The sequence below is a fragment of the Runella zeae DSM 19591 genome, assembly GCF_000423565.1.
Lineage (GTDB): Bacteria > Bacteroidota > Bacteroidia > Cytophagales > Spirosomataceae > Runella > Runella zeae.
On record NZ_AUIF01000036.1, the window covers coordinates 29918 to 45332 of the forward strand.

At 44.3% G+C, this 15415-nt stretch carries 9 protein-coding genes; 2 read left to right on the forward strand and 7 right to left on the reverse strand.

What is annotated here, in order from left to right; genetic code table 11:
• Nucleotides 1–15: 15 nt before the first annotated feature.
• The 7 genes from G563_RS0110665 to G563_RS0110695 all read right to left on the reverse strand — a co-directional run bounded on the left by G563_RS0110665 (nucleotide 16) and on the right by G563_RS0110695 (nucleotide 10998).
• On the reverse strand, nucleotides 16–1449 hold the full coding sequence (locus G563_RS0110665; RefSeq protein WP_028665307.1) for a phytoene desaturase family protein: 1434 nt from the start codon (nucleotides 1447–1449) through the stop codon (nucleotides 16–18).
• A 9-nt stretch (nucleotides 1450–1458) separates the two neighbouring features.
• Nucleotides 1459–2706 (reverse strand): sulfite dehydrogenase, encoded by a 1248-nt coding sequence (gene soxC, locus G563_RS0110670; RefSeq protein ID WP_028665308.1) that lies wholly within the window; start codon nucleotides 2704–2706, stop codon nucleotides 1459–1461.
• A gap of 3 nt (nucleotides 2707–2709) precedes the next feature.
• Nucleotides 2710–3318, reverse strand: a complete 609-nt coding sequence (locus tag G563_RS0110675) for a c-type cytochrome (protein ID WP_037326480.1) — start codon at nucleotides 3316–3318, stop codon at nucleotides 2710–2712.
• Between the two features lie 86 nt (nucleotides 3319–3404).
• A complete protein-coding gene (locus G563_RS0110680) occupies nucleotides 3405–5099 on the reverse strand; it encodes a hypothetical protein (RefSeq protein WP_028665310.1) in 1695 nt (564 codons plus the stop codon).
• A 26-nt stretch (nucleotides 5100–5125) separates the two neighbouring features.
• Nucleotides 5126–6463, reverse strand: coding sequence for a hypothetical protein (locus G563_RS0110685; protein WP_028665311.1), 1338 nt, complete (start codon nucleotides 6461–6463; stop codon nucleotides 5126–5128).
• A gap of 129 nt (nucleotides 6464–6592) precedes the next feature.
• Nucleotides 6593–7936 (reverse strand): RagB/SusD family nutrient uptake outer membrane protein, encoded by a 1344-nt coding sequence (locus tag G563_RS0110690; protein WP_028665312.1) that lies wholly within the window; start codon nucleotides 7934–7936, stop codon nucleotides 6593–6595.
• 26 nt (nucleotides 7937–7962) lie between these two features.
• Nucleotides 7963–10998, reverse strand: a complete 3036-nt coding sequence (locus tag G563_RS0110695; protein ID WP_028665313.1) for a SusC/RagA family TonB-linked outer membrane protein — start codon at nucleotides 10996–10998, stop codon at nucleotides 7963–7965.
• An 835-nt stretch (nucleotides 10999–11833) separates the two neighbouring features.
• Here G563_RS0110695 and G563_RS0110705 point away from each other — a divergent pair.
• Together G563_RS0110705 and G563_RS0110710 are read left to right on the forward strand one after the other, a co-directional pair.
• On the forward strand, nucleotides 11834–14476 hold the full coding sequence (locus G563_RS0110705; protein ID WP_028665314.1) for a DUF7133 domain-containing protein: 2643 nt from the start codon (nucleotides 11834–11836) through the stop codon (nucleotides 14474–14476).
• 67 nt (nucleotides 14477–14543) lie between these two features.
• Nucleotides 14544–15410 carry a 3-keto-disaccharide hydrolase gene (locus G563_RS0110710; RefSeq protein WP_028665315.1) on the forward strand — a complete coding sequence of 289 codons (867 nt, stop codon included), beginning with the start codon at nucleotides 14544–14546 and terminating at the stop codon, nucleotides 15408–15410.
• Nucleotides 15411–15415: the final 5 nt, after the last annotated feature.

Sequence of the window (15415 nt, forward strand, 5' to 3'; positions counted from 1 at the left end):
CAATCGTCAACAGCTTCATATTTCGATTTTGAAAACATCTTTGAGGGCTTGTTTGGCGGCGTGGTAGCCACACATTCCATGCACTCCTCCACCCGGTGGCGTAGAAGACGAGCATAAGTACAGACCTTTGATGGAAGTACGGTAAGGCGACCAGCGCAAGGCAGGCCGGGTAAACAACTGACGCCAATCAATCACACCGCCGTTGATATCGCCGCCAATATAGTTGGGGTTGTATTCTTCGATTTGGGAAGTATTGAAGGTATGCCGTGCCAAAATCCTGTCTTTAAAACCAGGCGCAAACCGCTCGATTTGGTTTTCGATAAAGGGCGTCATGTCTTTGGTAGAGCCGTGAGGGACATGACAATACCCCCACAACACTTGTTTGCCGGCGGGAGCGCGGGTAGCGTCAAAAAGACTTTGTTGCCCCAAAAGGACAAAAGGACGAGAAGGATGCTGGCCTTGCCAAGTGGCTTGTTCGGAATGGACGATTTCCTCAAGAGTATTGCCCAAGTGGAGTGTTCCGGCAAGCCTACAATCCGAAGAAGTAAAAGGGACTGCCTCGGCCAACGCCCAATCCACTTTAAAAACCCCCATGCCGTAGCGGTATTTTTGGAGTTGCCAGCGATAAATACTCGAAAAACGATGCCCTGCAATTTGGAGCAATTGGCGAGGGGTAATGTCAAACAAAATGGCTTTTGATGAAGGTAGTTGCGACAAAGCGCTTACGTAAAAGTTGGTTTGTATTTTTCCACCAATGGATTGAAAATAAGAGCCTAAGGCATTGGCGAGTTGTTGAGAGCCGCCTTTCGGAATCGGCCACCCTTTTGCATGGCTGGCTGTCATGAGTACTAGCCCGATAGCCGAAGTTGTAAAGTGAGAAAGGGGCAAAATGGAGTGCGCTGCCATCCCCGCCCAAAGCCCTTTGGTAGCTTCGTTGTTGAATTTTTTTGCCAGCCAAGTAGCGGGTTGTAAGGCATTGAGTCCAAATTTGGCTAATCCAATAGGGTCTTCTGGAAAACTTAAAGGGCCTAAAATTTGGGGTAGAAGCGATTCCCATTGGGATTTTACGGACCCAATTAAAGAAAGGTAATTGCCTTCGTCATGACCTAAAAGGGAGGCTGTTTCTTGGAGCGAACGGGTCAATACGGCCGATGTCCCATTGTCGAAGGGATGGGCTGCCGAAATAGAAGGATAAATGTATTCGAGTCCGTGTTTCTCCAATGGAATGGCATTGAAAAAAGGAGAGGCTGCGGCCATCGGATGAATCGCCGAACAAATATCATGTTTGAAGCCTGGTAAGGTAAGTTCTGCCGTGCGTAAGCCTCCTCCAATGGTATTTTTGGCTTCTACGATAAGTACTCGTAAGCCCGCTTGTTGTAAAGTAATGGCCGCTGCTAAGCCATTTGGCCCCGAACCAACCACCACGGCATCATAATCAAATGAGGTCATAGGGAGAGATTATCTAAATGATTCGGGTTTGAAAAGCACCGAGCCGTCAGGTTTGATTTGCCAAGCCGTAATTGGATTAAAATGATAGCCATTGGATTCGCCTCTTGCTTCTACCAATTGCTTGAGCGTAGGCTGAGTATAGCCAGTTTCGTCGGTGACACGGCTCATGATTTCGGTGGCATTGCCGTCCCATTTCCACAAATACCTGAAAGCCGTATGCGCTTTGTCTAAAATGGGTTCTTGTAGGTTGGCAATTTGCCAACTCTTGCCAGCATCTACGCTTACTTCTACTTTGTGGACTTTGCCGCGTCCACTCCAAGCGATACCCCTGATTTCAATCCATCCTTTTTCTACCTGCTGTGGATAAGAAGGAAAGGTAATGATAGAGCGAGCATCCATGTCAAAACTAAATTGTCGGACTTTACCATTTACAAATTCGGTGTATTTGGAAGTTTCTTCGCGAGTCATAAAAGGCTGGTCGGAGAGTTCAATTCGGCGAAGCCATTTGACGTTGGTATTGCCTTCCCAACCGGGCACAAAAAGCCGAATAGGATAACCTTGTTCGGGACGGAGGGCTTCGCCGTTTTGGGCATAGGCAATGATAACATCGTCCAACCCTTTTTTGACCGGAATACTGCGAGTCATTACGGCGGCATCGCCTCCTTCGGCCAAAAACCAAGTCGCAGTGGGCTTGATGCCAACTTCTCTAAAAATCGTTGAAAGTTTCACGCCTGTCCATTCGCTTTGGCTGGTAAGGCCACAAATTTCTTGAGGGCGAAGGGTTTCTTTACCCGAACGGAAATTGCCCGAACACTCCAAAAATGCAATACGAGATACCGACGGAAATCGCTTTAAGTCAGCTACCTTAAAAATCATGGGTTTGTTTACCATTCCATGAATGAGCAATTCGTGCTTGCTAGGGTCGATGACGGGTACGCCTCCATGATGCCGCTCAAAGTGAAGATCAGAGGGGGTGATGATACCATAAAAATCTTGTAAAGGCGAACGGGAAGACGTCTCTGAGGGGTCTTTGACCAATTGCTCAAAAGAAGAACGTGTGCCGATTTTACCAGGGAAAGTCCCTAGTTTTTTGGTTGGGTCGTCATCTAATAATTGAGCTTGGCTAAGAGCTGCTTGCACGTTTTTGCCTTCGGCGGTCTGAACAATAGCTACGGCGGCAGTGGCGGCACCTCCCAAAAGTTTCCGCCTTGATATTTTGGTATCCCGCTGTGTAAGTTCAATGATTTTGTTTTTCATACATTATTTTATTACAGGTCCACCTTTGCGGTCGTCAGGAACAAATAGGGGCTGTGCGGGCATTTTTACCGTTGGAAGTGTGGTAGGTGTAACCACAAAGCTAGAATCAATGATTTGATTGGCCGAAAGCAAATAGGCCGTCAAATGATAAACTTCTTCGTTGGTGAGTGAGCCGGGGGCGTTGAAGGGCATGGCCCGTCGGATGTAGTCAAAGACCGTGGTAGCATAAGGCCAATAATTACCGATGGTTTTCTCGGCACGTTTTTTAGTAGGGTCCACTTGACTATGCACCAATGAGCCATTAGGCCCCCCTATGCCTCCTGCGCCGTGGCAAGCGGCACATTTGGTGGCAAAAATCAATTTTCCTTTGGCGGCTACGCCTTTGCCTTGGGGCAGCCCTTTGCCGTCAGGACGAACATCAATGTCTATTCTGTCGATTTCGGTTTGGGTAGCCAATCTCCCAAAACCAAAAGAAGAAGGAACTTGTGAAGTGTCGGCTGGTGAAAAATGAGACGACTGCTTAGGCGTGTAGTTTTGCGTTGAAAACAATAATCCCAAAACGAGGGGAAATACCAAAAGAGACTTTAATAAAATACCCATCAATGACGGCATAAAGCGTAGCGTTTTCTCAAACAAGTTAAAAATAAATTGTCACTGATTCCGCTTTTTTGTCAGAATCAGTGACAACAGCGACGAAATTAATCATATTTACCAGCTTCAAGTGTACTTCTCGACAAAGCATAGTTTTTGGTATATCTATTCAAGACCACTGTGATGGAATCTTTGTTTTCGTTGATGCCCGACAAAATCACCTTATTTCCCCCATCCAATATCTCATATTTCAATACCATACGGTTGCGTTTGGTAGGTCGCGATTCTGCCTCAATACCTTTGGTTCGACGGGTAGAGCGGGCTATCGCCTCAATCTTAGTATCTTCGGAGCCAATGTTTGCCAGTGCTTCTTTCGGAATCCATGAATCTTCAAGTGCTTTTTCTGTCTTTTTGCGAGCTGCGGCATTGGTGCGAGCATCTCCCCCAAAGTCTGTTCTGTTTCCCAAAAACTCCCGCCCTTCTTGGCGAACTCCTCGGTTTTTGTCTTGAAGATAAAGCACTTTGTTGAGAGTATCAGCTTCATAATAAAACACCCGTTGGCCACCTGCTACTCCTGTGAGTTCAAAGGTGCGGTTGATGTCGCGCATGGGAGCACCTCCACCGTTGGATAAGTCGAGGCTTACGGGCTTATTGACTTTGAAAGTGAGGGTTGTCCACTTTTCAAAAGTGGCCTGTTGCCAGCGAGTTGTATCAAGTGGAGAGTAAGGAGTCACCTGATTGTTGAGTTTAAATTCCGTCACATGGTAGTTGCCCCGCAAAGAGGGTATTCCTTTGATAGCGGGCTGTTTGTAGGGGTCATACAAAAAATTGACAATCGCCAAATACGTAAATACGGGCAAAAAAATGATAATAGTGACCGTTTTGAGCGAAATACGCAAGATTCGTTGCCAAGCTTCGCTAAAATTGGGATAATAAGTAAACGGAATGGTGAATTTTTCTTGGATAAGAAGGCGATACAAGGAGGGTACGTAATCTATGAGAATAAAAGCCGAAAGAAGTACAAAATAAGAGCTGTAGACATGCACTCCCCCGTCATAGGCAAAATTGACATAGACAATATCGGCCAAAGCTCCAAAAAGCAAAACCGCCCCCCAGAAGGTAGTCGCTCTGAAAAAAAGTAAAGCCCCCGCCGCTACCTCCACGATTCCCGTAAATACCTCATACCAAGGCACAATACCAATCGAAAGCCAATAGATTTTTTGGAGGGTTAAATCTCCAAAATCCGTATTGAGAATACCCCAAGAAGGGTAGGGGAGCTGAGTAGGCGTAAGTTTAGTAAATCCAAAACCGATGATACCAATCCCAGCTCTATATCTTACAATTACCCGTAGCCAATAGTATAAAAGATAGTATTCGGCTCGCTCAGACTTACGATAAACCGCGATAGCCGTCCAAATTAGCCCCACTACGACCGAAAAGATAAAGGTAATCACCCAAATAGCGTATCCATTGAGATTAGACCCAAAGATAGTAGACCCAAAAATGTTGAGACCTGACCCAAACCGAGCGATGTCGTACAGATCACGATAATGCAGGTGCAGCCAGTCAAACGATACTATTTCTTTGTACCAATCAAGACTGTTGGGCAACGCCATACTTACAAAAAAAACAAAGGCCATTCTGAACAGAATTTTTTGCCAGGGTTTCCACGAAGGTAGCTTAGATGAAGGCTCTGTATGCTGCGGAAAAGGCTCAACCGTTTTGGGGATAGCTGTTTTTTGACTTAAGGGGTTTGTTCCCAAATCAACCCGTTCTGATGTGATTTTTAATGCTTTAGCCATGAGGTAAAAGGTTTTAAAGGAAAATATTAGAGTTTCAAGCCACGGCGGCGCCCCGTTTTTTGGGCTTCAAACGTGAGGTATTTTTTGTTGATTTTGTTCAAAATGGCGTATACCGAATCACGTTTTTCGTTGATTCCTTTAAGTACAAAAGTAGAATCGTTGGGCTGTGTAAAATGCAATGTCAAAGACTCATTGCTATGATTGGGATTGCGGTTTTTTAGATACAGTACATTGTTTGAAGTATTCCATTCATAACTATAATAGTGCCTTCCTTGTGACCCAGCATACTCATAACTGCGGTCGCTGTCATTTTGGAAGATTTCTTCCGTTTTTGTATGAGCTATCTTCACAGGGCGATTAGAGCGGATACTGATAGTGTTCCATTGCTCAAACACCACATCTTGCCACCGCGTAGAGTCAGTTTTGGAGTAAGGCAAAATAGAATCGTTGACCGCAAATACGCTCACATTATAGATCCCTTCTGCTCGTGGAAGACCTGCTTTTTGTGGAAATTGATACGGTCCTTCTTTGTAGCCTGCGTATGTTTTGTAGCCATACAAAATCACAAAAAAGAAAATGAAGGTGGTTTTGAGCGTAAGACGGGCTTTTTGCCACTGTTCTGAAAATACAGGTTGAAAACGATGAGGGGCAGTGGGTAGCTCAAGTGAGACAAGATTGAACACCCGAAGAGCATCATAAGCAAAAAGAAATAACGCAATCGAAACCAGATAAAAACTGTAAATATATTCGCCACCCTCATAAGCAATGTTGGAAACAAAAACGTTGCCTGTAAAAGGAATAATGATGAGGGTTGCGATAGTGGTGGTTTTGCGATTAAGCAACAAAAGCCCACCTATAATTTCTACCAATCCCAAAAAAGATTGATAATTGGGCACAACTCCCAGCCCTAGAGAGAAGAGCTTCCACGCAGAAAAATCCCCATAGTTTGTGTTAAGATTGCTAATCGACGGAAGAGGTGCTTGCAATGGAAAGAGTTTGATAAATCCGTAAGCAATTAGTCCAATCGCTAGTCGATAGCGTAGGAGTACCCTAAGCCAATAATATAGCTTGTTGTAGTCGGTAGAAGTAGTATCCACTTTTGCCCAGACAATGGCCCCAATGCCGGCCAAAACTCCCACAATTAACCAATTGAGGGGGTTGTCGTGTCCCACAAAAGAAGGTGAGTACCGTGACAAATAAAAAATGTCACGGTAACTAATACTAAACAAATCGACGGAAACTAATTGCTGAAAAAAACGACTATCGAAAGGCAAAACCTGAATAAAGAAGAAGATTGAAAAAAAACGGAAAGCGTTTTTTTCTAAGTTACTCCAAGCACTGCCAACGTTGGGTTGATTTGACATGGTCGTAGTTTTTGAAGGTGATTTATAAATGATTATGGTAGAGGTTAGTAGTGATAGCTTCGAACAAGACTTTCCAAGTTTTAATTTGTTTGATTCCTAAACTTGGAAAGTCTTGTCTGGTGTAAATAATTAATAACCAGGGTTTTGTTCCAAAGACTTGTCAGATAGCAGTTGTTGGACAGGAATGGGGAGCAACAAACGATTGGGGTCGGTGACACCAAAAACAGCCCCAGCTCTGCCCGTGCGGACAATATCAAACCATCGGTGAGGCTCCAAGGCAAATTCGAGACGGCGTTCATTTTCGATAGCCAACAAAACCTCCTCTTGGGTAGTGGCTGTGCTTGCGGCGATTCCTGCCCTGTCACGGACCACGTTTAGATCCGTAAGTGCTTGACTTAGTTTTGATTGTTGGGCAAGTGCTTCGGCTCTTATCAAGTACAATTCGGCAATCCGAATAATATAAGAAGGGTCAGAGGCAGGATTGCGATAATACAAGTTTCCATACCAGCGGTTTTGATTGTCTTTGGCAACCAATGCGCTGCGGTTTCCACCTACGGCGGGATTGTTGAGTAAGGCCACCAAGGCATCATTGGGCGCCCACTGACGGGTACCGCCGTTGGTTTGAGGCTGCCATTGGCCTCGGTGAGAATTTACTTCGGTGGTGCCATTGTAAAAAACCTCAAAAATAGATTCGGCAGTACCACGGGCATCATTGGCAAAAAAAGCACTGAAAGGTTTTATCAAACGATAATTGGTCGCATCTGTAATCACTTTGCTAGCGTATTCTTCGGCTTTTGCCCATTCTTTTTGATAAAGATGATAGCGCGCTCGTAAAGCCCAAACTGTTTTGCGAGTAGCCCGATAGCGGTCGGTAGTAGCGGGAAGAAGTGGCTCAGCGGCTTCTAAGTCTTTGAGTACTTGGGCGTAAGTTTCGGCTTGGGTGCTTCGCTTGATTCCCACATTATCCGTTGGATTGACGGTCGGAGTCGTAATCAATGGAACGCCTCCCCAAGTACGAGCCAAATCAAAATAGGCCAATGCTCTGATAAAATAAGCTTCGCCAATGTATTGATTTTTGAGTGCTTGGGTGAGCTGAGGGTCATTGACGCTTGCTACTTTGACGATTACGTTGTTGGCGCGATTGATAGTTCGATAGATAGCTATCCAAGCCGAGCTAATGGTGGCGTTGTCGGCATTTACTTTCTTGTTGATAAACTCCTGAACTTGCGATTGTGAGCCAGTCCACTGAATATTGTCACCAGAAAGATACCCAATCGACTGAAAACTTGTGCCATAATAATCACCGCTTGCCAATGCACTATACACGCCTCTAATGGCGGTTTCGGCCGAAGTACGATCTACAATCGTAACGGCGTCAGAGATAGATTCTTTGGGGTTGACTTCAAGAAACTTTTCGCAACTTGAAAGTAAAATCACCAATGATATGCCTATTATATTTTTGACTAATTTCATTTCGATGTATTTTTTCAAAAAGAGTGTTAGAACGAAAGATTGATTCCTACTTGTACGCCCAATGGCTGAGGTGGAGTTCCTAAATCGATTCCTTGTTGGTTTTGACTACTGCTTGCACTCGACTCAGGGTCGAGACCCGTGTATTTGGTCAGAAGCCATAGGTTCGTACCAGCTAGGTATACACGTAGTGTTTCGATACCCACTTTCTTAGTGGTATTTTTGGAGAGCGTATAGCCTAGGTTAAACGAGCGAAGTCTTAAAAATGAGCCATCTTCGAGCCAACGACTTCCTCCATCTCGGTAATTGTTGACATTGACACCGTCGGGGCGAGGAGTATCCGTGATGTCTCCCGGTTTTTGCCAACGGTCGTTGTTGCTGGCCAAAATCACCCGCGCTGCATCACGTGCGCCTCCTCCTTCTCCAAAAAACCGATTGTGATTATAGATTTTGTTGCCGTATTGGAAGGAGAAAAACACCGAAGCATCAAAACCTTTATAGGTGAAGTTGTTGGTAAGACCACCGAAAAATTTGGGCCAAATACTACCAAAAATTTGGCGGTCGGCCACCATGATTTGGCCATCCTTGTTGACATCGTCGTAGATTACGTTTCCAGTTTCAGGACTGACACCCAGTTCTTTATACACCCAAAACGAATACAACGGAGTCCCTTCTTGGAGTAAAATCAAATCCCGACTTCCGTAGCGGAGTGGATTAGGGAGTTTTTCGATTTTGTTGATATTTTGAGCCACGTTAAAGCTCGTGGTCCAAGAAAGCGAACCTTTGCGGATGTTGACGGTATTAAGTACAAATTCAAAACCTTTGTTGCTAATTTCGGCGGCATTTGACCAATAGCCACTAAAGCCAGTAGCGGCAGGAAGTGCCAATTGTAAAAGGCCGTTGGAAGTATATTTGTTGTAATAATTAAGCTCAAAGCCTACGCGTGATTCGATGATAGAGGCGTCAATTCCGATATTAAATTGGCGCGTGCGTTCCCATTGTAAGTCGGCATTGCCAAGCTGTTGGGGCGCTATACCGGCATTGCCTTGGTAAGAGGCTCCCCCGGTCCAAAGTCCTTGCGAAGCAAAGTCTCCAATCCCATTTTGATTGCCAGTAATACCTACGCTACTTCTGATTTTGAGGTCAGAAAGCCAGTTGACATCCCGTAAGAAGCTTTCTTGCTTGGCGCGCCATGCAACTCCTACCGAAGGGAAGTACCCCCATTTGCGGTTGTTTCCAAAACGAGAAGAACCATCCGCCCTTACGCTAAAATCGAGCAAGTATTTATTGTCAAAAGCATAATCGATTTTTCCGAAGAAAGAAGCCAAGTTGCTTTTGCTCCAGCTTTGTGAACCGGCAGTAGTGGCAGCGGAAGAAATTTGGGTGAATTGGTTGTTGGCAAAACCTCTCCCTTCGGCATAAGTTCTGGTTTGGAGGTCGCTTTGTAAAGTGTTTCCAACCAATACGCCCAAGGAATGTTGTGACCCAAATTTTTTACGGTATTGCAGGGTTTGTTCGTTGAGCCAAGTTGTAAATTGCGTAATTGACGAAGTCGCCAATCCATTCGGACTTCCTGAAATCAGTAGATTGTTCCAATATTCGGATTCGTTGTAGTTGTTATAATCAATACCCCAGCTACTTCTAAACTTCAAGTTGGGTAAAAGCTGCACATCAGCATATAAGTTTCCGATGTAGCGTAGGCTTGTTGAGTTGACATTGTAGTTGTCAAGCAATAAGGTCAAATTATCAAACCCTGCACGTCCCACCAACACCCCTTGCTCATTGACGGGCGAAAGATAAGTAGGGGTGTGCAATGCCGCTTGCAACAATCCCCCGGCTGGTCCATCGCCTGCTCTTGCCTGATTGCGATACGTGCGAGTGAAGGTATTGCTGACTCCTACTTGCACTTTGTCGTTTACTTTTTGGTCTAAGTTTACTTTGAAACTAGCTCTTTGAAACGTAATCGGTTTGATGATAGCTTCTTGATTGTTGAAGCCTCCTCCAATGTAATATTTGGTGCTTTTGGTACCACCCGTGAGCGAAAGGTCATAATTAGCGAGTTTGGCGGTACGGAAAAGCTCCCCTAAGCGGTCATAGGTTTGCTGTTCTTCTGGAAGTCCGCGCCCTCCTTCTGATACGGGCCTAAAGGGGCGATTTGCAAAAGTACGATTGAGCGAAGGTGTATCTTTGCCGGTATTAATCCACCATTCATTGACGAGTTGGGCATGTTCTGGCCCTGTCGTAAGTTTCCATAGTTTAGTAGCTTTGGCTTGCCCAAACGAAGCATTGAAATTGATTTTGGGTTTTTGTTCAAAATTCCCCCTTTTGGTGGTAATGAGAATCACACCATTAGCGCCTCGTGAACCATAGAGGGCAGTAGCTTCCGCGTCTTTGAGTACTTCGATACTTTCGATGTCGTTGGGGTTGAGGTCAGAAATAGGCGACGTCGCCTTACCGCCCGTGCCAATGGTCTGAAGACTGTTGTTGTTGATAAAAACGCCATCTACTACATACAAAGGGTCGTTGTCGGCATTGATAGAAGTGGCACCTCTTACCCTAATATTAATTACCTCACCCGGTACGCCTGTACTTGAAGAAATCTGAACCCCTGATACTTTTCCTTGAAGCTGTGCATCAAAACTCCCTGCTTGAATGGTTTTGGTTTCGGAAGGGTCAATTTTTGAGATAGAACCAATGAGATTTTTTCGTTCGAGCGAACCATATCCAACTACCACAACCTCAGACAATTGTTTAGAATCAACACCTAGCTCAATAGTGATATTGCTTTCATTGACAATCGTTTCTTTGGGTTCGTATCCAATGTAGCTTACTACCAAAGTAAAAGGGAATTTTTGCCCTGTTTTAAGAAAAAATGCCCCTTCTACGTCAGTGGTGCCTCCGTTAGTAGTGCCTTTGATAAGCACAGTAGCTCCAATCAGTGGCTCTTTGGTGCGTTGGTCAATGATTTTACCAGAGAGTGTTGCGTTGATTGTGGGTGTTGTCTGTGCAATTGTGAATATGGGTATCGAAATCATCAAAACCCATGCAAGTAGTCTTCCCTTCATTATAGTTGTGTTTTAAAATTAAATAATAACTATAGATATAGTATATTAATAAAGAAGCGTATAACCGAACAAAAAGACACGAATTAAACAACCACCGTCAAATACGGCTCATTGTCCATGTTATACGCTAATATCCTGAATAAGTAGTGAGAGTATTTTAAAGAATCCTCAAGCCATCATGGCCACCACCGTATTTTTTGAAAACCGACATCTATCCATTTTGCACACGTATGTTTACACTTGTTTAAAGATACGTTTTCTTGAAGCGGCCCTATTGCAGGTGGTTTACAACAACAGCCGATTGAAGCTTGAAATACAAATTACTACCAAATGATATATCAAGAATGAACATTTTCGTATATCATTTGATGCTGCAATGTTAGGGAGTCCTTTTCATAAAAACAAACAAAAAATTTGATTTTTTTTATAATTAACTCCCTGAAATAGATGTATTTATAGGATATTACAAAGATTTTGAATCTTGATTGATGTCCTCAAAAATGTACTTTTAAGATATTATTTAAAACAATTACTGGTTTAATGATAAAACAAACCACCTTCTAACACAAATCGTCTTCCTGCTTTCATAACCTAAGATTAAAACCCTATTAATCAGTAGAGTATATAAATTTGTGAAAACTAGCAGGAAATGTTGCTTTTAAATCAAAAACCAAGCGTTCTTTTGAGAGGTGTTTTTCTTTTGATAGCATTTGGGTATATAATTTTAGAGCCACCAATGATAGTTTATACCCGTTTTTAGTGAAATTTGCGTGTGTTGTACAAGTCTCTGTGAAAAATTAATCCTTTATCTTATATTAAAAATCTGTCTATCAGTATGTTAAAAATTTCCTATGCGATTATTTCAACTTTTTTAATGATTCTTTTGGGGGTAACCCAACCTTGGAGCGAGCACACACCTCCAAATCCTGAAATATGGAGTCGTGCTGATTCGCTTCGTAATGCCAGTAGTTGGCCTGCCGAACTCACCATTAGCAATTTTGCCAGTGCCGACCTTACCCCCAGTCCAGCTTGTTTGGCAGTAGCTCCTACGGGCGAAGTGTACGTGGGGGTCGATATGATAGGTTCGTTAGGCAAAAAACCCGGCAACGGCCGTATTGTAAAGCTCGTAGATACCAACAACGACGGTAAAGTAGACAAGCATACGGTGTATGCAAGTGTGGACAATCCACGGGGTATTTTATCGGTGGGCGACAAACTATACGTTCTTCACACGGTTTTTTCTAAAGAAACGGGTATCGCTTCTGGTATGGACTTGGTGGTATTTGAAGACAAAAACCAAGATGGCATAGCCGATGGCCCTTCTTCACCGTTGATTGAGCATGTCAGCTCCCCTAAATTTCTTCAAAGTAGAGGTACTGACCACGCTACCAATGGTATCCGAATGGGGATTGACGGCTGGATTTATATTGCGGTGGGGGATTTTGGATTTCACAATGCCACCGACCGCAGCGGCAAAAAAATGACCATGCTCGGCGGAGGGATTGTCAGAGTGCGTCCTGATGGTACCGAAATGGAAGTATATACCCACGGAATGCGCAATATCTATGATGTGGCTATTGATCCTTTTATGAATATTTTTGCAAGAGGCAATACCAACGACGGTGGCGGTTGGAATATTCGCTTTAGCAATCAAATCCAGTCGGGAGAATATGGCTATCCGGTTTTATTCAAACATTTTACCGACGAAATCATCCCTGCTTTGGTGGATGTAGGAGGTGGCTCAGGTACGGGGGCTTTGTTTATGGACGATGATACTTGGCCTGCCCAATACAACCAAGTTCCTATGATGGCCGACTGGGGGCGCAATCAGCTTTATATTCACCGTGTTACGGCTGATGGCCCAAGTTTCACCCAAAAAGAAGAGGAGTTTATCAAACTCGCCCAAATCACCGATGTAGATATTGACGCCTCTGGCCGTGTGTATCTTTCAGCCTGGGATGGAGCAGGATACTCTGGCAATCCAAGTAAGGGTTTTGTGGTAAGGGCAGTTCCTAAAAATTGGACTTACAAAGCCTTTCCTGATTTGAAAAAAGCTTCCGTTAAAAACTTAATAACTGCCTTAAAATCAGGTAGTAGTGCGGCAAGACTTGCGGCTCAACAGGAGCTTTTGACACGACCGGCTGACAAAACGCTCAAATCCATCTGGGCAGTGGCGGCTGATACCAAATTGTCGAAAGCAGTACGGGTTGCGGCGATTTTTACGTATGCTCAAGCTGCCGGTACCAAAGGATTTGATAATTTGGTAAAACTCACTTCGGATAGCAATGTCAAGGAATTTGCTTTAAGGGCTTTGGCCGACCGCAAGCCTTGGGTAGATGCGGCACCGATTGCTCCCTTTTTACAAGCCATGAAAGATGCTTCGCCACGGGTACAGTTGGCAGCAGAAGTGGGATTGGGGAGATTGGGTAGAATAGAAGCCGCCGAAGAACTCCTAAAAGTAGCCGTTCCAGCTTCTTTCAAAGCGCCTGCCTTAGGCACCGAAGGCCCCCATGCCACGCCCAATTCGCCGATTATTTTGCCCCACATCGCCGTAAGGTCATTGGTGAGTTTGAATGCAGTAGATGCTTGTGTGAAGGCTATCGGCACCGCAAATTCGACACTTGCTTTGTGGGCACTACGCTATATGCACGACCCTAAAGCCGTTGCAGGTTTGATAAAAGCCTACGAAGCAAGCCATGACGAAGCCCTAAAAACGCAAATTCTGACGACTTTGTCGAGGCTTTACAAAAAAGAGGCTGACTATGACGGTTCTTGGTGGTGGAGTACTCGCCCCGATACACATGGTCCTTATTACAAGGCTATTACATGGGAATCTTCTGAAACAATCAAAGAGTTTTTGTTGGCTGAATCGAAAAAAATGACTGACAAACAGTTTTTTATCGACCTCAATAGCCGTCATCGGATGGAAATTCCGGAGTTTGGAAAAGAAGAAGTGGCTGCCGTAAAAGAAGAAGTAAAAATTGATTTGGAAAAAATCAAAAACAAAAAAGGCCAAGTAGGGGAGGCTTCGATTGAAGACGTGATGCTCGCGATGGCCAAAATCCAAGGAGATGCTGCGGTGGGCAAAACGCTCTTCACGCAGCAAGGCTGTATCGCTTGTCATAGCCTTTCGAAAAGCGAAACTATGAAAGGGCCTTTTATGGGGCAGATTGGCTCTATCATGAATCGGGAACAAATCGCCGAATCAATTTTGAAACCCAATGCCTCCATTTCTCAAGGGTTTTCGTCGGTGTTGATTACTGCCAAGCGCAACAAAACTTATTCTGGATTTGTAACCGAAGAATCGGCTTCAAGACTGGTATTGCGGGATATTACGGGGCAGGTATATACCATCAAAACGGCCGATATCATCAGTCGCAAAGAAATGGAAACATCGATGATGCCGGCGGGATTGGTCAATGCGCTTTCTTATGAGGAGTTTGCATCCTTGCTTACTTTCCTCTCACAACAAAAATAAAAGCTTTGGGGGCTCTGCTTTCTACAAAGTAGAGACCTTTTTTGAAAAACAACAAAACGCTAAAAAGATGAAAACGTGGATTACAGCGCTATTGACAATGAGCAGCTTACTTTGTTTTGGCCAAAAAAAGGCCAATGCCGACAAAGAAGAATGGAAGCAGCTTTTTAATGGAAAAAACCTTGACGGCTGGGATATTAAAATCAGAGGCTATGCGCTCAACGATAATTTTGGGCAAACTTTCAGGGTAGAAGATGGAAAAATGGTGGTGCGCTATGACCAATACGATGATTTTAAACAAAAGTATGGTCATATTTTTTACAAAGGAGATTTCTCTTATTATAAAATTGCGGTCGAATATCGTTTTGTGGGTGAGCAAGCTCCCAAAGGAGAAGGTTGGGCTTGGCGCAACAGCGGTATCATGGTACACGGCCAACCCGCCGAAACCATGGGCAAAGACCAAGATTTTCCGGCATCCATAGAGGTACAACTTTTGGGAGGAAATGACAAAAAACGCACGACTTGTAACCTCTGTACGCCAGGTACAAATGTGGTCATGAACGGCAAACTCATCACGCAGCATTGTATCAACTCTACATCGCAGACTTACAACGGCGACCAATGGGTACGCGCCGAAGTATTGGTATTGGGCGATTCATTGATTCAGCATTTTGCCAATGGCGAAAAAGTACTCGAATACAACAAGCCTCAGCTTGGAGGCGGCAACGTAAGCGGACATGACCCCGCTTTGATGATTGCCGGGAAGTTGCTCGACCACGGTTCTATTTCCCTCCAAAGCGAAAGTCATCCGGTAGAATTTAGGAAAGTAGAATTGCTCAACTTGAAAGGCTGCATGGATCCTAAAGCCAAAAATTATAAGTCGTATTATGTCAAAGAAGACAATTCGACTTGCGACTATGGCAAACGCAAGAAATAACGCAT

What these genes read in the sequence shown, in the direction of transcription:
- G563_RS0110665 (WP_028665307.1), bottom strand. Translation starts at nt 1,449, where the DNA reads ATGACCTCATTTGATTATGATGCCGTGGTGGTTGGTTCGGGGCCAAAT.
- soxC (WP_028665308.1), bottom strand. Translation starts at nt 2,706, where the DNA reads ATGAAAAACAAAATCATTGAACTTACACAGCGGGATACCAAAATATCA.
- G563_RS0110675 (WP_037326480.1), bottom strand. Translation starts at nt 3,318, where the DNA reads ATGCCGTCATTGATGGGTATTTTATTAAAGTCTCTTTTGGTATTTCCC.
- G563_RS0110680 (WP_028665310.1), bottom strand. Translation starts at nt 5,099, where the DNA reads ATGGCTAAAGCATTAAAAATCACATCAGAACGGGTTGATTTGGGAACA.
- G563_RS0110685 (WP_028665311.1), bottom strand. Translation starts at nt 6,463, where the DNA reads ATGTCAAATCAACCCAACGTTGGCAGTGCTTGGAGTAACTTAGAAAAA.
- G563_RS0110690 (WP_028665312.1), bottom strand. Translation starts at nt 7,936, where the DNA reads ATGAAATTAGTCAAAAATATAATAGGCATATCATTGGTGATTTTACTT.
- G563_RS0110695 (WP_028665313.1), bottom strand. Translation starts at nt 10,998, where the DNA reads ATGAAGGGAAGACTACTTGCATGGGTTTTGATGATTTCGATACCCATA.
- G563_RS0110705 (WP_028665314.1), top strand. Translation starts at nt 11,834, where the DNA reads ATGTTAAAAATTTCCTATGCGATTATTTCAACTTTTTTAATGATTCTT.
- G563_RS0110710 (WP_028665315.1), top strand. Translation starts at nt 14,544, where the DNA reads ATGAAAACGTGGATTACAGCGCTATTGACAATGAGCAGCTTACTTTGT.